This is a genomic window from Mucilaginibacter sp. A3364, assembly GCF_059690715.1.
In genome coordinates this window covers 1,787,339-1,807,041 of the sequence record NZ_JCAWED010000001.1, presented here as the reverse complement: position 1 = coordinate 1,807,041, position 19,703 = coordinate 1,787,339, and the positions used below count along the sequence as shown (strand labels likewise).

The following is a 19,703-nucleotide window of genomic DNA, read 5'->3' as shown; positions in this document are numbered from 1 at the left end:
TTATTTATATTAACCGTGATACCGGCTTATTATTCATTTAGTAAGCCGGTATTGTCTTTTAGCGCGATGCCTGTTAACTGCAACCGCAAAGCTTCCTGCACCAGGTAAAATATTTTGGCTGCAGCCTGTTTAAACCCCAAGCCCTTAGGGCGAATGTTTGAAACACAGTTACGGGCTTCATCAGTTATACCTTTTTGAGGCATATAAGTTAAATAGGCGCCAATACTATCGGCCGCACTTAGCCCCGGCCTTTCTCCTATCAACATCACCGACAGGCGCGCTTTCAAAGCCGAGCCTATTTCATCAGCAATGGCAACTCTACCCTGTTCCACCAAAATAAGGTCTGCTAATTTTAAATTTGCTGATGATAACAGCGGTATTAATTCTGCAAGCAATGCTGGTATGTTTTCGTTAATGGCACTGGCCGATAAGCCGTCGGCGATAATTAGCGCTACATCTGTTTGGTGTTGATAGCTTGCCAACCTGGCTTTTGATGCTGCATTTAAACGCCTACCCATATCCGGCCGTTGCAGATACTGTTCGCGTGTTTGCGCCTTACTATGCAAATGCAATACTGGTAAGCCAAACTGTTCCAGGTTATCTGTCAAAACATCAACCATTAAGCCCGAGTAAACTGCATCGCGCGCATGGGCATGTGCCAGTTTAAACTGCAACGATTGTTTAAGAGGGATACTGGTACCCGCACGACCTATAGCAATACGTGCCGATGTAAACTCTTGTAAAGCCGTTAATGCATCCGGCGGCGGTATAATTTGTTTTTTCATGCCTTCAGTATCGATAATAATTGATGTTTAGCATCAAGGCTTTGCAAAGCACCGCTGCTATCCATAATACCCTGTTTGTTTAGCCACTGCTCAAACTCGGGCGCGGGCCTTAAGCCAAGCATTTTGCGGATGTACAAGGCGTCGTGAAATGATGTTGATTGATAGTTCAACATTACATCGTCTGATCCGGGTATGCCCATTATAAAACTGCAACCGGCAACACCGAGCAATGTTAACAGGTTATCCATGTCATCCTGATCGGCCTCGGCATGATTGGTGTAGCAAACATCACAACCCATAGGTAAGCCCAGCAATTTGCCACAAAAATGGTCTTCCAACGCAGCACGAGTAATTTGTTTACCATCATATAAATATTCAGGTCCGATAAAACCGACAACAGTATTGACTAGCAGTGGATTATACTTTCTTGCCACGGCGTATGCCCGTGCCTCGCAGGTTTGCTGGTCTACGCCAAAATTCGCGTTAGCTGACAGTGAACTACCTTGACCGGTTTCAAAATACATTACATTATTACCTAGCGTGCCCCGATTTAAGGACAAGGCCGCATCATAAGCCTCATCCAACAACGATAAACTAACACCAAAGCTACTGTTTGTGCGCTCGGTACCGGCTATAGATTGAAAACAAAGGTCGACCGGCGCACCTTCATTAATTAGTTGCAAAGTCGTCGTAACGTGGCTTAACACGCATGATTGTGTTGGTATTTCAAATTGTTGCCGCAGGGTATCTATAAGTCTCAATAAATCAGCCACCGCAGCCGGACTATCGGTTGCAGGATTTATACCGATAACCGCATCGCCGCTGCCATATAATAAACCATCAATTATACTGGCTGCAACACCTCGTGGATCATCTGTAGGGTGATTTGGCTGTAAACGTGTTGAAAACCGTCCTTGTAAACCAATGGTGTTTCTGAAGCTGGTAACCACTTCACATTTTTTTGCTATCGCGATGAGATCCTGGTTACGCATCAATTTTGATACTGCTGCCACCATTTCGGGAGTTAAGCCTGCGGCGATATTTTGCAGGGTTTGAGTATCGGTATCGTCGTTTAAAAGCCAATCTACCAAGCCGCCAACAGTTAGATGTGATATGGGCTCAAAAGCGATATTGTTATGTGCATCTATAATGAGTCGTGTAATCTCGTCGTGTTCATAAGGGATAACCGCTTCATTTAAAAAATGCTTTAAAGGCACTTCGGCTAAAGCAAATTGAGCTGCTACACGTTCTTCATAAGTAACAGCACATAGTCCCGCCAAATCATCGCCGGTACGGTACGGCGATGCCTTTGCCAACAGGTCTTTCAGATCTGCAAACGAATACACCTTGCTATTAATAGTTTGACGAAACACTTTTTACTTATTGAATTATTGACTCTGCCGACTCTGCATTTCTCCCCCTAACTAAAACATCATACCATCATTATCTATTTTTACCTTGTGCTTACCCATAGCTATAAATATTAAAAAAGCCACAGCCAAACCAACAAAAAACATAAGGCTGATAGCTACACTAAAGTAAATAATGGCGACGAGGCATACTACCGTTAAAAAAAGCGCGACGGCCGGGAAAACGGGATAGAGCGGCGATGTAAATGGGCGCTCCAAGCCGGGTTCTTTGCGCCTGAGTATGAAAAGGCTTATCATGCTCATCATATACATAACTACCGCCCCCAATACCGATAGGATAATGATTTGGGCGGTTGTACCCGTATAAATTGCCACAAAGCTAACCATCCCGCCGGCAAGAAGCGCCCAGTGCGGGGTTTTAAAACGCTGGTTAACTGCGGAGAGACTTCCTGGTAAATATCCGCTACGCGCCATTGCATATACCTGCCTTGAGGAAGCGAGTATAGTTCCGTGTAATGATGCAATCAATCCAAATAAACCTATGCTGGCAAATATTTTAGTTAAGCCATTACTTTTCCCAAGCACAATTCCGATAGCTTCGGGAAGCGGATAATCCAATTTGCTTAGCTTTCGCCAATCAGTTATACCACCAGTTAAAACCATAACAGCCAGCGCAAGAAACACCAGCGTAGCCATGGCTGATAAGTAGCCCTTAGGTATATTTTTTTGGGGTTCCTGTACTTCTTCGGCGACCATGGCTACGCCTTCAATAGCAAGGTAAAACCATATCGCGAAAGGCAACGCTGCGAATACGCCTGCCCAACCAAACGGCATAGGATCGCTCAAATAGTTATCCATTTTAAAATGCGGCGCGACAACCCCCATGTACAGTAGCAACTCGGCAACAGCTAAAACCGTTATAAAAACCGAGAACGTGGCCGATTCTTTCACACCGGAAACATTCAATAAAATAAATACTACATTAAATGTCAACGCCGATTGGATGACCGGGATCTCTGGATATAAAAAATGCACATAACTGCCCAATGAAACTGCTATAGCTGGTGTAGCTAACAAAAAATCAATAAGCGTGGAATATCCGGCCACCAGGCCGCCAAATGGCCCCATGGCCCTATAAGCGTAAGCAAACGCGCCGCCGGCATGTGGTATGGCCGAAGTGAGCTCGGTATAGCTAAAAATAAAAGTTATGTACATTACGGTTACCGCCAGCGTAGCGATCAGTAAGCCTATAGTGCCCGATACTTCCCACCCTAGGTTCCAGCCAAAATATTCGCCCGAAATAACCAGGCCTACACCAATTGCCCATAAATGTACCGGTTTTAAAACCCGCTTTAGTTGTTGTGTGGTGCTGTTTGCCATGGGGGATGCGTAGCGTAATTATCGCCGCCTTAATATAGCTATTGCATAGGGAAAAGACAAGCGGTATTAGTCGCGCAAAAAGGGATTAAAATTCCTGGTGCCTATGGCCATTCCCGCCGCCCGGCAAACCGTTTTATCGCCAAATTTGAAGTTGATCTTATCCATCGCCTGATATAGCTTTATACGCTCCTCGTTATCCTCAAACAGGTTGATCTGGTAGCTACCCGGGCAAAGGTTACTTAACTTAACACCTATTAACCTAATGGGCCGGTGTTGGTTCCATGCCTTTTTAAGTAGATTTTTAACGCCCGGAATGAGGATATGCTCTGCTGCCGTGAGCGCTATCTTTTCCTGTACAGTATGCGTTTCAAAATTGGAGTAACGTATCTTGATAGCCAGGCATGAGGCTACCTTATTTTCTTTACGGAGTTTGTAAGCCAGTTCTTCGGTCATTGATACCAGGATAGTCTCCAGTGTTTTATGATCGCGCACATCGGTTTCAAAAGTATTTTCGGTAGAGATGGATTTGCGATCGCTATGCGGTTCTATCTCACTAATATCAATACCGTTGGCGCGTTCCCAGATATACCGGCCATGTTTGCCAAATACAGTTTCCAGGAATTTAATATCGACCTTTTGCAGGTCGCCTATTTTCTCAATACCAAACTGGTAGAGTTTCTGGCAGGTTTTCTCGCCCAGCATAGGTATTTTACGGATGGGCATAGGTGCAATAAACTCCTTTTCCTTACCGGGCGTAATACGCAATTGTCCGTTTGGTTTAGCGGCATTGGTAGCCATTTTAGCCACGGTTTTGCAGGTAGCCATACCAAATGAGATAGGTAAACCGGTTTCGCGGGTAATACGTGCACGCAGATCTGTAGCTAGTTGATAACAATCATGAAAACGATCCATACCGGTCAGATCGATGTAGAACTCATCTACCGATGTTTTTTGATATAGCGGCACACTATCATGGATGATCTGTGTAACGCGGCGTGAGGCATCGCTGTAACGTCCGTGATTGCCGCGTATAACCACAGCATGCGGACAAAGCTTCAATGCCTGCTTCATCGGCATAGCCGAACGGATGCCGTATTTACGGGCCTCGTAGCTGCACGAAGCTACCACACCCCTATCTGCCGAGCCGCCAATTAGCACTGGCTTACCAATCAGGTCGGGGTTAAATTGCCGCTCAACCGATACGAAAAACGAATCCAGATCAATGTGTACTATGCAGCGCTCCGCTTCCATAGTACAAAATTAAAATTAATTTGATTAAATACTAATAATTTTAGTATTATTGTTTCCCTTATTTTAAGATCATGAAGGATTACGCCGATTACATGTATGTTCTTTCACCATCAGAAAGTGTAAAAAGACAGGTGAAGCAACATAAGCTTAACGCCGCCACTTTTGCGGGCGATTATGAAAGTATGCACTCTATTGCGCACATTACGATAGAAACTTATCCCCGAAAGAAACCATTTCTTCAGGAACCAATCATTAGAGAGATGGGCAATCAATTAAATGCAATTACACCCTTTATTTTTGAGATTGAGGGTTTTGAATATTTTGCCCATGGTAAGGATTACAGAACGATTTATGCTAAAATATGTAGTAACCAGGCCAGCGCCTTATGGTTTAAACAGCTTAAACGTCGATTAAAAATCAATCGCTTTATGGTGCCTCACATTACAATAGCACGCAATATACCGCTATCGCAATTCGAAACGTTGTGGCCCAGGTTTAGTACGCTTAAATGGCATGAGAGTTTTACAATCAATTGCCTTACGGTTTTAAAACGAGAAACATTTACGCCGTTCTCACAATGGCAGCAGTTTACCACCCTACCATTTAACGGCAAAGCACAATACATGCCTGAAACAACTAAACCCACTCTACTAAAACCAACCAATAATCAGCAAACGAGTTTATTTTAGACACAATGCTCGTATAATTTGGATAATTAGATTTTTTAGCAAGGAATAAAACCAAGGGTTGTAAAACTATAACCCGCTCATTTCTTGCCAAATATGAAAATCAGATGAAAATTTAACATTTTTTGACAGTGGCTACACACAATAAACTACCAATTCGGTCGTATATTGCTATATCTAACCAAAACATTATACCAGCATGAAATACAAAGTGAAACTAGCCGATGGCACCACTCATTTAATACAAATAACTACAGGATATTTTAAAAGCCTGCGCGTTTGGAAAGTACGCGTAGATGGTAAGGTTGCCATGCTTTACAAATTGGGTAGTGATTGGATGCAACGCTATGAGGATCATTTAGACTTGCCCACCCTGCAAGCCATAGGCCGATACATTGATGGCTTGATACAAATGCCGCCCAATAACTCCGAATTGAGTATCGGATAGTATTTTTTTGAAAAAAAATTATCAATACAACTAACAAATTGACAGGCATTTGCACACTTGCACATCCGCACATTTGCACATCTTTAACAATTTATTAATCCAAAAACAAAGCAATTGCTATATTTGCGGCGGGTAAGTCTTTTACGGCCAGCTCCTCTTGAACTCCCCCAGGGTGGGAACGCAGCAAGGGTAGAGAGTTGAGCGGCGCGATAGAAGTAGCTTACCCATTTTTTGTGCCCAAATTTTTGTGACAATATCGAACATCGAATTTCGAATGTCCAACATCGAAGTATCTTTACCTTCGAAATTCAATATTCGATGTTCATTATTCGATATTACTTACCTTAGCAGATAATTATCATGCTCGACATACTCATCATAGGCGGCGGCCCCATTGGTATTGCTTGCGGGCTTAAAGCCCAGCAAGCAGGTTTAAGCTTTTTAATTATTGAAAAAGGCTGCCTGGTAAATTCGTTATACAACTACCCTGCTACGATGACCTTCTTCTCCACATCAGAGAAGTTGGAGATCGGCGGTATACCCTTTGTTACCATCAGCAACAAACCTACCCGTGCCGAAGCTTTGGAGTATTATCGCCGCGTGGCCACATCTAACCATCTGCCAATAAATTTATTTGAAGAGGTTAATGCTATCGCGAAGCTGGATGATGGCTATAGAATCACCACAGCTAAATCAACTTACGAAGCTAAATACGTTATCATATCAACTGGTTTTTATGATGTGGCAGTTAACCTGGATATTCCGGGCGAGGATCTGCCAAAGGTAAAACACTATTATAAAGACCCTCACTTTTTTACCATGCAGAAAGTAGTTGTGGTTGGCTCAAGCAATTCGGCAATTGATGTGGCGTTGGAGACGTATCGTAAGGGCGCTGACGTTACTTTAGTGGTTCGGGGCGAAGAGATCAGCCACCGCGTTAAATATTGGGTTAGGCCGGATATTATCAACCGTATTAAAGAAGGAAGCATAAAAGCTTATTTCAGTTCTAACCTTACCGAGATACGCCAAACCGAGGTTGATATCGATACGCCCGCTGGTAAAGTGACTATCCCAAATGATTTTGTAATGGCCATGACCGGTTACAAACCAAATTTTGACCAGTTAAAATGTTGGGGCCTTACCCTTTCCAATGATAAATTCATCCCCCAATACAACCCGGATACCATGGAAACCAACCTGCCCGGCCTGTACCTTGCCGGCGTAGTTTGTGGCGGATTAGATACCCATTTATGGTTCATCGAAAATTCGCGCGTACATGCGGATATGATCGTTGATGATATTGTGAGTAAACGGCGATAGTCCGGAGTCTCAAGTTGGTAGTCACGAGTCTCTTATGTTTTATTAAAAATAAGATTTTAGACTGCCGACTTAAGACTCAGTACCCCCAATAATCACCCCAATGTTATTAAATTAATTTTCTCTTGCATTATTAAAAATTAATGCAAACTTTTGCATCAAATTTAATAAAACACACATTCTATAAAGAAATGAACATTCAAAGCTTAAATAAGGCCGTTGTAAGAGCAAAAAATGCTCCTATTGCCGCTGCTTTGGTTGCACCTGTTTTATTTTCCCCTATCCGACGAAGGCTGTTTATACCACGGGTTTAATAGCCGGCCATCCCTATTAACGTCGAATCCTGAAGTTTTTAAAACTTCTTTCTAACTAACAACATTTAATTACTAAGGCCTGAACAGCCAAACTTTAAGTAATTTTTTCTACTAAAATGACCATACAAGATTTTGATATACTGGTTGCATCTGAAGCACATGTTGACTATGCCCCGCAAATTTGCGATGAAATGGCACAGTCGGCAAAGGCGCGGGGCACAGGTATAGCACAACGTACGCCTGAGTATGTTGCCGGCAAAATGCTGGAAGGCAAAGCGGTTATAGCTTTGCATAAAGATGGTACCTGGGCAGGTTTCTGCTATATTGAAACCTGGAGCCACGGTGATTTCGTTGCCAACTCAGGTTTGATAGTCGACCCGCAATTTAGAAAAGTGGGCCTCGCCAAAGCCATCAAATATAAAACGTTCGAACTTTCGCGCACTAAGTATCCTGAAGCTAAACTTTTTGGTTTAACTACAGGTTTGGCCGTTATGAAAATAAACTCTGAACTAGGTTACGAACCGGTTACCTACTCAGAACTTACCCAGGACGAAGAGTTTTGGAAAGGTTGCCGCAGCTGCGTAAACTACGATATCCTGACCATGAAGGAGCGCAAAAACTGTATGTGCACCGCCATGTTATGGGACCCTGCCGAGAAAGCGGTAGCCGAAGCGCAAAAGAAGAAAGAGGAAGAAGAGAAGCTGGCTAAAATGACCAAGAAAGCGAGCTTGTTTCAGCGTATAGAAACAGCGCTAAAAAGCTTCGGACAGGAAACGACGAAATTATTCTTTTAACAAACGTAGAGACACAACACTTTGTGTCTTTGAATACATATACATATACATATACATATACCACAGAGACGCAAAGTATTGCGCCTCTACATAACAAACAACAATGGAAAAGAAAAAAGTAGTACTTGCATACAGTGGTGGTTTAGATACCTCATTTTGCTGCATTTATTTAACTCGTGATTTGGGTTACGAGGTACATTCGGTTATTGTAAACACCGGTGGTTTTAGTGATGAAGAACTAAAAACGGTTGAAAAACGTGCTTACGAAATGGGCGTTACCAGTCACCATGTTGTTGATGAAACCGAAAACTTTTACAACACCTGCGTGCGTTATTTGATATATGGTAACGTATTAAAAAATAACACCTATCCCCTTTCGGTAAGTGCCGAGCGTGTTAGCCAGGCTACCGCCATTGCCAATTACGCTAAAGAAATTGGTGCCGAGTTTGTTGCGCATGGCAGTACGGGTGCCGGTAACGACCAGGTTAGGTTTGATATGATCTTCAACATCCTGATCCCTAATGTTGGTATAATCACTCCTATCCGCGATTTGAAATTGAGCCGCGAAGCGGAAATTGAATACCTGAAAAAGCATGGTGTTGAAATGAACTTTGAGAAAGCTCAATATTCCATTAACAAAGGTATATGGGGTACCTCGGTTGGTGGTAAAGAAACACTTACGTCAAACTTGGGTATGCCTGAGGAAGCTTGGCCTACACAAGTTACCGAGACTGAAGCCAGAAATATCGAATTAACCTTCGAACAAGGCGAATTGGTAGCTTTAGACGGCAAGAAATATGATCATCCAACAGAAGTTATCCAGGCACTACAAGCTATCGCTCAACCTTATGGTATCGGTCGTGACATTCACGTTGGTGATACTATTATCGGCATTAAAGGTCGTGTAGGTTTTGAAGCCGCCGCGCCGATGGTTATCATTAAAGCACATCACACTTTAGAGAAACATACGTTAACTAAATGGCAGTTAACCTGGAAAGATCAATTGTCTATGTTCTACGGTAACTGGCTGCACGAAGGACAGTTTCACGACCCTATTATGCGCAATATGGAGGCTTTCCTTACTGATACGCAGAAGCAGGTTAGCGGTAAAGTATTTGTACAGTTATTGCCTTACAGGTTCCAGATTGTTGGTATCGAGTCGGATCATGACCTGATGTCGAACAAATTTGGCAGCTACGGCGAAATGAACAATTCATGGAGCGGCGAGGACGTTAAAGGTTTCTCGAAAATATTTGGTAACCAGGTAATGATCTACCATAAAGTAAACAGCGCCGAGTAATGAATACGGTATTTTCAAAAGGCGAATGTTTAGATCATTACACCTGGGGCGATGATTGCCACGGGTGGACCTTTGTGGATACCGAAGCGCTGAGCATTAAGCAAGAATTGATGCCCCCCGATGCTGCAGAACAAATGCATTATCATGAACAGGCCACACAATTCTTTTTTATATTAAAAGGACGGGCAAGGTTTATTATTGATGGTGAGGATATTGAACTGCGCGAGCAACAAGCAATCCAGATCAACCCAATGCAAAAGCATTGTATAGCTAACCATCAAAACACCGACCTGGAGTTTGTTTTATACTCTTATCCATCTACAAAAAATGACAGAATTGAACTCAAATAAAGTAAGAGCAGGCATTATTGGCGGCGCGGGTTATACCGGCGGCGAAATGCTGCGTATATTGGTAAATCACCCCAATGTTGATATCGCTTTTGTGCATAGCAACAGCAATGCTGGCAATTATATTTATGAGGTGCACACCGATCTGTTTGGCGATACCGATCTGAAGTTTACAGATGTACTATCTACCAATGTTGATGTGTTGTTTTTATGTGTTGGCCACGGCGATGCGCGCAAGTTTTTAGAAGCAAACGCGATACCGGATTCGGTGAAGATCATTGACTTGAGTCAGGATTTCAGGTTAAACGCAAAATCTGGCATTGGCAACAAAAGCTTTATTTACGGTTTGCCTGAGTTAAACAGGGATAAGATCCAATCGGCACAAAACATCGCTAACCCGGGTTGCTTTGCTACTTGCCTGCAATTAGGCGTTTTGCCTTTGGCTGCTAAAAACTTGTTGAACACCGAAATTCACATTTCAGCCACAACAGGTTCTACCGGTGCGGGACAGAAACCTACAACCACCACCCATTTTACCTGGAGAAACGACAATCTTTCAGTTTACAAAGTATTCGACCACCAGCATTTAAATGAAATAGGCGAATCGTTAAAACAATTGCAGCCTTCATTTAGCCAGACAATCAACTTCGTTCCCTATCGTGGTGACTTTACCCGTGGCATTTTTGCTGCTATTTACATGGATAGCAAGTTAAGCGGTGAAGAAGCCTTAAAGCTATATCAAGATTATTACGAAGGCCATCCCTTCACCCATGTTACCGACAGGGATATAGATCTGAAACAAATTGTAAATACCAATAAGGTGTTTATCCAGGTTAAAAAACATGGTAATAAATTGTTTATTGTCAGCATGTTAGATAATTTACTTAAAGGCGCCTCGGGTCAGGCGGTTCAAAACATGAACTTACTGTTTGGCTTTGATGAGCACTCAGGTTTACGATTAAAGGCGACCGGATTTTAATCCATTAGCCACACCGGAAACCTGTTAAATTTTTAAGTATCTAATTTTCATATCTAAACAAAAATGAATTTATTCGACGTATATCCAATCAACAATATCAATATCGTTAAAGGCCTTGGTAGCCTTGTTTATGACGACAAAGGCCAGGAATATCTTGACCTCTATGGTGGCCATGCCGTTATCTCAATCGGTCATACCCATCCCCATTATGTAAAACGTTTAGAAGATCAGTTACATAACCTGGGCTTTTATTCTAACTCTATTGAGATACCTATCCAAAAGCAACTGGCAGAAAAATTAGGCAAGGTGTCTGGCAAAGAAGATTACCAGTTATTCCTGGTGAACTCAGGTGCAGAAGCTAACGAGAATGCTTTAAAACTGGCTTCATTTTATAATGGTAAAAAGAAGGTTGTCGCTTTTACAGGCGCCTTTCACGGCCGTACTTCGTTAGCAGTTGCGGTTACAGATAATCCGAAGATCGTAGCTCCTATTAACGAAACTGATAACGTGATCAGACTGCCCTGGAAGAACGAAGCTGCTTTAGTCCAAGCTTTTGCCGATCATGGCGATGAAATTACTGCGGTAATTATTGAAGGCATACAAGGTGTTGGCGGTATACAGGTTGCTCCTGAAAGCTTCCTGCAACAAATACGAACACTTTGCGATGCCCATAATGCAGTTTACATAGCCGATGGCATTCAATGCGGTTACGGCCGTACTGGTAAGTTCTATTCGCATGATTTTGCCGGCGTTGATGCTGACATTTACACTATGGCTAAAGGTATAGGTAATGGCTTCCCGATAGGTGCTATCAGCATTTCGCCAAAAATACAACCGGCTTACGGTATGTTGGGTACTACTTTTGGTGGCAACCACCTTGCTTGCGCTGCTGCTTTAGCGGTGTTGGAAGTTATGGAGCAGGAAAACGTGATGCAAAACGCCGCCGAAGTTGGCGCTTATCTTATCGAAGAAGTTAGCAAATTTAAACAGGTCAACGAAGTTAGAGGTCGCGGACTGATGATTGGTATTGACTTGCCTGCCGAATTTGCACATGCTAAAAAAGACCTGCTATTTAAGCATAACATATTTACCGGCGAAGCCAAACCAAATGTGATCAGGTTATTACCTGCTTTAAATTTAACTAAAGCGCATGCTGATCAGTTTTTGGAGGCGTTTGCTAAAGTTTTGAATAATTAAATTAATTAATATGTCATTTCGAGCATAGCGAGAAATCTATACACAAGCAGGTCACAGACTTTTCAATGTATAGATTTTTCGCTATGCTCGAAATGACAACAATCATAAGGGTAATGAAACAATTCACATCCGTTAACGACGTAACCGACTTAAACTCATTAGTAGCCGATGCTTTAGCTTTGAAAAAAGATCCGTTTGCACATCAGCATTTGGGTAAAAACAAAACTATTGGTTTGGTTTTTCTGAACCCTAGTTTGCGTACCCGCATGAGCACGCAAAAAGCGGCCATGAACTTAGGTATGAATGCCATGGTTTTGAATATAGACAAAGAAGGTTGGGCTTTAGAGTTACGTGACGGTGCCGTGATGAATGGTACTACCGTTGAACATATCCGCGAAGCTGCCGCTGTTATGGGCGAGTATGTTGATATTATTGGTGTACGCTCGTTCCCCGGATTAAAAGATCGTGATGAGGATTATAACGAGGTTATCTTTAATAAGTTCATTGAGTTTTGTGGCGTGCCGGTGGTTAGTTTAGAATCAGCTACGCGGCACCCGCTACAAAGTCTTGCAGATTTGGTAACCATAACCGAACTAAAAACTAAAGATCGACCGAAAGTTGTTTTAACCTGGGCACCACATATAAAACCATTGCCTCAAGCAGTTCCAAACTCATTTGCCGAATGGATGTGTAAAGCTGATGTTGATTTTGTAATAACTCACCCTGCGGGTTATGAATTGAGCACCAGGTTTACGCAGGGCGCTACTACAACGCATAACCAGGATGAAGCTTTGGCTGGCGCTGATTTTATCTACGTGAAAAATTGGTCAGCGTACGAACCTTATGGGCAGATTTTTGGCGAGAATAATGATTGGATGCTAACCAATGATAGACTGAAGATTACCAATAGCGCTAAAGTAATGCATTGCTTACCCGTACGCCGCGATCTGGAGCTTTCGGCCGAGGTTTTAGATGGCCCGAACTCTATCGTTATTCACGAGGCGGGTAACCGCGAGTGGGCAGCACAGGCTGTGCTGAAACAGATCCTCGAAAGCTTATAGCACCATGTACATACCGAAAATTAATGAGCTAACCGACCGGCAAGAGGCGGTTAGCTTTATGCAGCGCTATAGTTTTGCTACCATCGTAACCGTGAATAACGGTGTACCTAATGCTACGCACTTGCCGTTGGTGGTATCGCAACGGGATGAAAAGATCATCCTTACCTCCCACTTCGCGAAAGCAAACCCGCAAGCAAATGAACTATTGACCGGTAAATCCTTGGTAATATTTACGGAGCCTCACGCTTACATATCGCCGAAACATTATGATAGAGAGCAAAGCGTACCTACCTGGAATTATATTGCGATACATGCATATGGTGCAGCAACTTTAATAGAATCAGCTGAAAGTAAGGCAAAGCTACTGGAGCAGACTATCAAGTTTTACGAAGCTGATTACCTGAAGCAATGGGAATCATTATCTGAAGATTTTAAACTCAAGATGATGAAAGGCATTGTAGGGTTTGAAATTGTGGTAGATGAATTGCAAGCCAAACACAAACTGAGTCAGAATAAAACCTCACAGGAGCGCGAACGCATCATCAACCACCTTGGTGCTAGCCCTAATACAAATGAAAGCGACATAGCCGCTTATATGGCTAAAATCTAACTCTATTGCTTATCCTTATCTTCTTGACTTTCAATAGAAGCATTGATAACGCGGTTAAGGGATAGGCCCTGTACTACCACAGAAAATATCACAATAAAATAGGCACCTGCCAATATGATATAGCGATAGGGTGTTATTGGCAACGTTAAAGCTAACGCAATAGATATGCCGCCTCGTAGACCAGCCCAGGTTAATATATTAATGTTACTGAAATTAACATTCAACGTGCGTCGTAAAAATGTGAGCGGTAAGGCTATGCTTAACCATCGTGCGGCAAGGGCAATAACAATTCCTATCCCACCTATAAGCCAATAATTATTGATAAACGGCAGATTAACCATCTGCAAACCTATCATTACAAACAAAATGGTGTTTAGCATCTCGTCGATCAGTTCCCAAAACTTTTCAAGTGCCTGGTGCGAATGTTCGCTGCTATCCATATTGATAGACCGGTTACCGGCAAATAATCCGGCTGATACTACGGCAAGCGGTATAGAGAAATGTAAAAAAGTAGCTATCACGGATATCCCCATTACCAACGCCAGGGATACCAGTACAATAGTTTGAAAATCTGTAACAGATTTCATTAACCGGAAACCTATGTATCCTAAAAACAAGCCAAGGAATATGCCCCCGAAAACTTCTTTAATAAACAAAAATACTGCGGCGGCAAAGTCTATTTGGTTGGTGCCCGATCGGATAACTTCCAGTATGGTTATAAATAGCACCAATCCTACCCCATCGTTAAATAATGACTCGCCGGATATAATAGTTTCCAGATTGACCGGCAACTTTGATTTCTTAACGATAGCGCTTACAGATACCGGATCGGTAGGTGATATCAAAGCACCGAACAGGAAACAATAGATCAACGGTATTTTTATTTCGAACAATAGCGCTACGCCATAAAACAGCAGGCCAAATACGGCGGTGGATAGTATCACTCCTATTGTGCTTAGTATAAATACCGGTCGCATTTCTTTTTTCAGGCGCTTGGTATTTAGGTTGAACGAACCCGCAAATAGCAGGAAGCCCAACATAATATTTAACACACTTTCGGAAAAGTTGATGTTTTTGGCCAGTAAAGTGAGGTATTCCGCTGCCGCGGGATTAAGCCTGTCAATAACTACAGTGGCAATGGATACTAAAATAGCTATGGTTATTATACCAATGGTGCCCGGCAGCTTAATAAAGCGCGCGTTAAGGTATGAGTACACCGCACTCACCAGTACCAACAAAGCTATGATAGCAAACAGATCCATTTCGTCTTATGTCTATTCCTCAACCTGAACGGTTCGGGTTTGTTCATTAAATCCTCTTATGATTATCCGGTTATCGCTGTTGCGACTGATGTAATTAATAAACCACTCTAAAAATACAGCCGTTTTATTAGAAAACCCAGCCAGCGACATGATATGCACAAAGCCCCATAAAACCCAGGCCACAAACCCTGTTAAATGTAGCTTACCTAAGTCGGCCACGGCTTTGTTTCTGCCGATAGTAGCCATAGTTCCTTTATCATAATACTTAAACGGCTCTGTAGCTTCGCCACGCATTAAATGCACCAGATTTTTAGCCAGCCATGCGCCCTGTTGTAAAGCCACCGGTGCAACACCGGGATGTCCGTTTGGAAATTCATCATTCAATATAGCGGCCACATCGCCTATGGCAAAAATATTATTATACCCCTTCACCCTATTGATGTCGTCCGTTTCAATACGCGAACCGCGAGTCAACGCCGCTTTCTCCATACCGTCGGGCACCTCGCCCATTACGCCGGCTGCCCAAAAAACGTTGCGGGTTTTTATCTCACTTCCGTTATTGATCTTTAAAGTAAGTCCGTCGTAGCTTTCCACCCGAACGCCGTTGTATAAGGTAACTTTATCATGTTTCAGATAGCGCATTGCTGCATCCGATGCTTTTTGCGACATAGCCGCCAACAGTTTGTCTTTACTCTCGACCAAGTACACCCGCATGTGCTGTTTCTCCAGGTGGCGATAATCTTTCTTTAGTATCAGTTCACGCATTTCGGCCAGCGCGCCTGAGAGCTCTACACCGGTTGGCCCGCCGCCTACCACCACAAAGGTCATCAGTGCTTCGCATTCGTCTCTATCATTGCATATCAGGGCTTTCTCTAAATTTTGCAACACAAGTCCACGCAGATTAAGGGCTTCGGGCACATTCTTCATCGGCATGGCAAAATGCTCAATCTCTTTATTGCCGAAGAAGTTGGAGTTTGAGCCTGTGGCGATAACGAGGTAATCATAATGAATATCGCCGATGTTGGTGCTTACAGTGTTGCTTTCCGCGTTGATTTTCTTTACAGTAGCCAGGTTGAAGTTGAAATTATCCTGGTAAGTAAATATGCGTCGAATAGGAAATGCTATCGAATCTGCCGGCAAAGCGCCCATAGCCACCTGGTACAATAATGGCTGAAAGGTATGATAGTTATGCTTATCCAGCATGAGTATCTCAACCGGCGCGTCCTTTAGTTTTTTAGCTAATTGTATACCGGCAAAGCCGCCACCGACAATTACTACACGCGGTCGGGCATTATTTTTTTGATCCATATATCTATCAATATGCAATAAACTTAAGGTTTAAAGCTCATTTAAGCACCGTTAAATAATGTAAACTTAATTGCTACTTTAGCCTTAACATAATCAACATGAAAAAGATTTATATTTTTATCCTTATATGCTTATCTGCGGGCTTCGCTAAAGCCCAAACCAAGGTTATCGATAGCCAAACCGACGGTAAATACATCACCATTAACGGCGCCAAGCTTTGGGTAGTTACCGTTGGCGAAGGCGACCCGATCATCTTCATTTCCGGCGGCCCCGGCGGTGCGCATCCCGGCCTCCGCAGTTTTGATCCACTGGCACAAAACCATCACCAATTAATTTATTTTGACGCCTTTGGCAGAGGAAAATCAGATACGGCGAAAAACGTTACCGAATATACCCTGGCACGCGATATTGAGGATATTGAGGGTTTGCGAAAGGCTTTAAAACTAGATAAAGTTACTCTGCTGGGCCACTCCTATGGCGGTTTAGTAGCACAAGGTTATGCCGTGAAATACGGTGCTAATTTGAGCCATTTAATACTGGCGGATACCTTCCATAGTTTTGTAATGTGGCAGGAGAACGATGACAACTCAAACCACGAAATAAAAACCAATTACCCCGAGGTTTGGAGCGAGTTGATGAAGATCCGAGAACAGGGAGCTGTATCAAGCGATGCCAAACACCAGGAGATTTACGGGCGTGTACCTTACGGATTTTTATACGCCTATAATCCCGATAAGTTTGTAAGTAGCGGTAGCAGTAATAAAAAGTCTTATCCTAATTCTTTCAACAGCAAACTATATTACCAAATGGTTGGCAAAGACGGCGACTTTATTGTTGGCAGCGATATCGGTAATTTTGATTTCCGCAAACAATTGAAGGATCTTAAAATGCCAATCCTTATCGTAACCGGCCGCTTTGATCGCGTGGCTACCCCATGGATGGCTGTTAAGTATAAAGAATACTGCCCGCAGGCGCAATTCGTGATGTTTGAAAACTCGGGCCATAACCCACAAGTGGAAGAACCGGAAAAGGAGTTTGCCATTATCAACGAGTTCTTAAAAAAGTAATCACACAAAACGTTTGAACGCTTTGTGTGATTTGGTTTAGGTTATATTAGGTAGAGCTCTGTTAGCCTTTAATAGCCGGCGTTTTTTCGGTTTTGAAACAGAAAGGTATTGCGTTAATGCCAGCTGGTATTTTTTTGCGCATTTCATCAGTTAGTTTATCATATGTAAATGACGCGGCTTGCTGAGGAGTAATTTTCTTTAATGCCACTTCGTCATAAAATTCGCCGTCAATAAATGCTCCAAGTGTATCTTCAGCGTCCAAATTGCCCGAACATGAATTTGGGCCGAAATTGAAAACCGCCTTGTCATGTACCCTACCATCCCGTTCTTTAACTCCCGTAATCCGATCAAAAAACCATTTTGGCAAATAGGCCACAGTATTAATCGGATGTTCGCCGGTAGCGTTTCGCCAAACGGTGCTTATGCTTACCGTATCCATCTTAAGGCCTTTTTTTATAGTGGTAATAGGATAGTTACTTTTAGTGCTTTGAATTGCCGCCGCAGTCGACTTTAAACTTACCGTCTCATAAAACTTATTAAACAGCTCTGGGTTCCTTATCCCATAATTTTTAATATTAGTAGTGATAGATACCCAGTTATTGGTTTGATAGGTTTTAGCTCCTGTTTTTACTTCACCCACAAAACGGAAGCGCACATGGTCGCCGTCTTCAATGCTGTTTAAAGAAGGTGCGTTAGGTTTAAAGTTGATGTTAAACTTGTAGCCGTTCACTGTTTGAAATTGAGCGCTTTTCCATTTACCATTAGGAAATTTGGTGATCATGGTTATTTGCCCATCTGCAAATCTAACTTTGTTTGCTTCATAGGCGAATGCTGTGGTTGGTATTTTATCAGCTTCGGCTAGTTGGAATATTTTCTGACCATCTTTATAAACGTCCTTAACGGTTATCATAATTGGGTGATCTTTTGCAAAACCGACACCCAAAGTTTCAAAACTTATTTCATCGCCGATTTTTAACAAAGTATTTAGCTGTTTTTCCTGACCGCGTTTGGTCGGTAAAAAATAATCATGATTATTGTAAGCTATAGTAAAGCCATCTGTTTTGGTCTTGTCAATTTTGTTTGCAACAATCTCTTTGACCTTGCCTGTAACCTTTTTACCTATAACTGCCTTAACAAGCTGTGTTTTTTGTTTATAGTCATCCGTTTTGCGGTAAGTTTCAAGTTCCATCCGGGTTATGCCTGATTTTCCTGTTAACTTTTGTCGCGTTACTATAGTGTCCGTAAGCGTTATATCAGGTTTGCCTTTTATCTTTTGTCTTTTCTCTACAATTACTGTGTCCTTAGCAAGAGCGTTGCTTCCCTCGTTTAAATCGACTATTTCTTTAGCAGTTTTCAGATTGGCGAATGCCAAGCAGCTTACAGCTACTAACGGTAGCATAAGCGCATAGGTGATCTTTTTCATATTTTTTGTAGGTTGGTTAAATAACATGGTGATACGCTTTTTTAATGGCACCATACTAAAATTATGGTAAAGCGTGCCCCGGCCTGCTACCGAGAGATGCAATAGCAAATCGGCATATTTATGTTTGTCGTTTGATAAGGCTATCTCACGATCTACCTCAAACTCATGGTTCTCTTCAACCGAACGGGCGTATAGATATATAAATGGATTGAACCATAAAACCACTTGGGCCAGTTTAAACAATATCCTATCAGCCGAGTGATACAACTTAACATGCAACATTTCATGCGCTATAATTTGCTGTACTTCATTACTACTTAACTCGTCATCACTTAAAAATATATAGTTTAAAAAAGACCCATTATGCAGCTTTTTGTTACTTCGTAAAATGTTTACATGCCCAACACGCATGGCTTTTTTGCCTTTTACCAAAGCAAAAAATTTAGCTATGATGAGTATCAACCGTATAAGTAATGCTACAGATGCCAACACGTAAACAGCTTTAAGCGCATCCATCCAGTTAAAAGCTTGTACTACAGGAGCGACTGTAGCCGGCTCGGCCGAAACAACTGTTGGTGTGATAGTTTCTACCTGGTTTATGTACACAGTTTGCTGCACTATAGGCACATACTCCTCCCTAATAGTGATGGTAAGTAGTGGAATTACAAAACTCAATACCAGCGTAGCAAGTAAATACCATCTGTTAATGGTAAAAAAGGTAAACCTGCTAAGCAACACATAATAAAAGCAGTAAAAAATGCCGGTACAGGCGCTTACCTGTAGCAAATAAACCATAGCGTTCAT

General features: G+C 42.4%; 18 protein-coding genes and 1 other RNA gene. 12 read left to right on the top strand and 7 right to left on the bottom strand.

The genetic code is table 11. The features are described from left to right. Positions 1-29: 29 nt before the first annotated feature. The 4 genes from eutC to dinB form a co-directional block, all read right to left on the bottom strand. Positions 30-785 (bottom strand): ethanolamine ammonia-lyase subunit EutC, encoded by a 756-nt coding sequence (gene eutC / locus AC59JT_RS08100; RefSeq protein ID WP_497397593.1) that lies wholly within the window; start codon positions 783-785, stop codon positions 30-32. Beyond that, positions 782-2,158, bottom strand: a complete 1,377-nt coding sequence (locus AC59JT_RS08095; RefSeq protein WP_497397591.1) for an ethanolamine ammonia-lyase subunit EutB — start codon at positions 2,156-2,158, stop codon at positions 782-784. The genes eutC and AC59JT_RS08095 overlap by 4 nt, the downstream gene beginning before the upstream one ends. Before the next feature lie 51 nt (positions 2,159-2,209). Continuing rightward, positions 2,210-3,535 carry an ethanolamine permease gene (gene eat / locus AC59JT_RS08090; RefSeq protein ID WP_497397589.1) on the bottom strand — a complete coding sequence of 442 codons (1,326 nt, stop codon included), beginning with the start codon at positions 3,533-3,535 and terminating at the stop codon, positions 2,210-2,212. Between the two features lie 66 nt (positions 3,536-3,601). Beyond that, complete coding sequence (gene dinB / locus AC59JT_RS08085; protein WP_497397587.1) at positions 3,602-4,786, bottom strand: DNA polymerase IV; 1,185 nt, start codon at positions 4,784-4,786, stop codon at positions 3,602-3,604. A 71-nt stretch (positions 4,787-4,857) separates the two neighbouring features. On the opposite strand from dinB, the gene AC59JT_RS08080 reads away from it, so the two are divergent. The 11 genes from AC59JT_RS08080 to AC59JT_RS08030 all read left to right on the top strand — a co-directional run bounded on the left by AC59JT_RS08080 (position 4,858) and on the right by AC59JT_RS08030 (position 13,839). Then, the gene (locus AC59JT_RS08080; protein WP_497397586.1) at positions 4,858-5,475 is read left to right on the top strand and encodes a 2'-5' RNA ligase family protein; all 618 of its coding nucleotides are present in this window, start codon (positions 4,858-4,860) and stop codon (positions 5,473-5,475) included. A gap of 196 nt (positions 5,476-5,671) precedes the next feature. Then, positions 5,672-5,920 (top strand): hypothetical protein, encoded by a 249-nt coding sequence (locus AC59JT_RS08075; RefSeq protein ID WP_497397584.1) that lies wholly within the window; start codon positions 5,672-5,674, stop codon positions 5,918-5,920. Between the two features lie 130 nt (positions 5,921-6,050). Then, an RNA gene (gene ffs, locus AC59JT_RS08070) (signal recognition particle sRNA small type) lies at positions 6,051-6,149 on the top strand. Positions 6,150-6,280: 131 nt separating this feature from the next. Beyond that, complete coding sequence (locus tag AC59JT_RS08065) at positions 6,281-7,240, top strand: YpdA family putative bacillithiol disulfide reductase (protein WP_497397582.1); 960 nt, start codon at positions 6,281-6,283, stop codon at positions 7,238-7,240. Positions 7,241-7,667: 427 nt separating this feature from the next. Next, entirely contained in the window at positions 7,668-8,345 is a 678-nt protein-coding gene (locus AC59JT_RS08060) for a GNAT family N-acetyltransferase (protein WP_497397580.1), read from the top strand. A gap of 103 nt (positions 8,346-8,448) precedes the next feature. Continuing rightward, the gene (gene argG / locus AC59JT_RS08055) at positions 8,449-9,645 is read left to right on the top strand and encodes an argininosuccinate synthase (RefSeq protein ID WP_497397578.1); all 1,197 of its coding nucleotides are present in this window, start codon (positions 8,449-8,451) and stop codon (positions 9,643-9,645) included. Further along, entirely contained in the window at positions 9,645-9,995 is a 351-nt protein-coding gene (locus AC59JT_RS08050; RefSeq protein WP_497397576.1) for a cupin domain-containing protein, read from the top strand. Before argG ends, AC59JT_RS08050 begins: the two co-directional genes overlap by 1 nt. Next, positions 9,973-10,971 (top strand): N-acetyl-gamma-glutamyl-phosphate reductase, encoded by a 999-nt coding sequence (argC, locus tag AC59JT_RS08045; RefSeq protein ID WP_497397574.1) that lies wholly within the window; start codon positions 9,973-9,975, stop codon positions 10,969-10,971. Before AC59JT_RS08050 ends, argC begins: the two co-directional genes overlap by 23 nt. A gap of 63 nt (positions 10,972-11,034) precedes the next feature. Beyond that, complete coding sequence (locus AC59JT_RS08040; protein WP_497397572.1) at positions 11,035-12,168, top strand: aspartate aminotransferase family protein; 1,134 nt, start codon at positions 11,035-11,037, stop codon at positions 12,166-12,168. A 113-nt stretch (positions 12,169-12,281) separates the two neighbouring features. After that, positions 12,282-13,229 (top strand): N-acetylornithine carbamoyltransferase, encoded by a 948-nt coding sequence (locus tag AC59JT_RS08035; RefSeq protein WP_497397570.1) that lies wholly within the window; start codon positions 12,282-12,284, stop codon positions 13,227-13,229. Between the two features lie 4 nt (positions 13,230-13,233). Next, positions 13,234-13,839: an FMN-binding negative transcriptional regulator gene (locus AC59JT_RS08030; protein WP_497397568.1), complete on the top strand. Its 606-nt coding sequence runs from the start codon at positions 13,234-13,236 to the stop codon at positions 13,837-13,839. Between the two features lie 2 nt (positions 13,840-13,841). Here AC59JT_RS08030 and AC59JT_RS08025 read toward each other — a convergent pair whose 3' ends face one another. Beyond that, complete coding sequence (locus AC59JT_RS08025) at positions 13,842-15,101, bottom strand: cation:proton antiporter (RefSeq protein WP_497397566.1); 1,260 nt, start codon at positions 15,099-15,101, stop codon at positions 13,842-13,844. A 12-nt stretch (positions 15,102-15,113) separates the two neighbouring features. After that, entirely contained in the window at positions 15,114-16,409 is a 1,296-nt protein-coding gene (locus AC59JT_RS08020; protein ID WP_497397564.1) for an NAD(P)/FAD-dependent oxidoreductase, read from the bottom strand. A gap of 98 nt (positions 16,410-16,507) precedes the next feature. Between AC59JT_RS08020 and AC59JT_RS08015 the strand changes: the two genes are divergently transcribed. Further along, positions 16,508-17,476: an alpha/beta fold hydrolase gene (locus AC59JT_RS08015; protein ID WP_497397562.1), complete on the top strand. Its 969-nt coding sequence runs from the start codon at positions 16,508-16,510 to the stop codon at positions 17,474-17,476. Positions 17,477-17,537: 61 nt separating this feature from the next. Here the strand turns inward: AC59JT_RS08015 and AC59JT_RS08010 are convergent, their stop codons facing one another. Next, positions 17,538-19,703 (bottom strand): M56 family metallopeptidase, encoded by a 2,166-nt coding sequence (locus AC59JT_RS08010; protein ID WP_497397560.1) that lies wholly within the window; start codon positions 19,701-19,703, stop codon positions 17,538-17,540.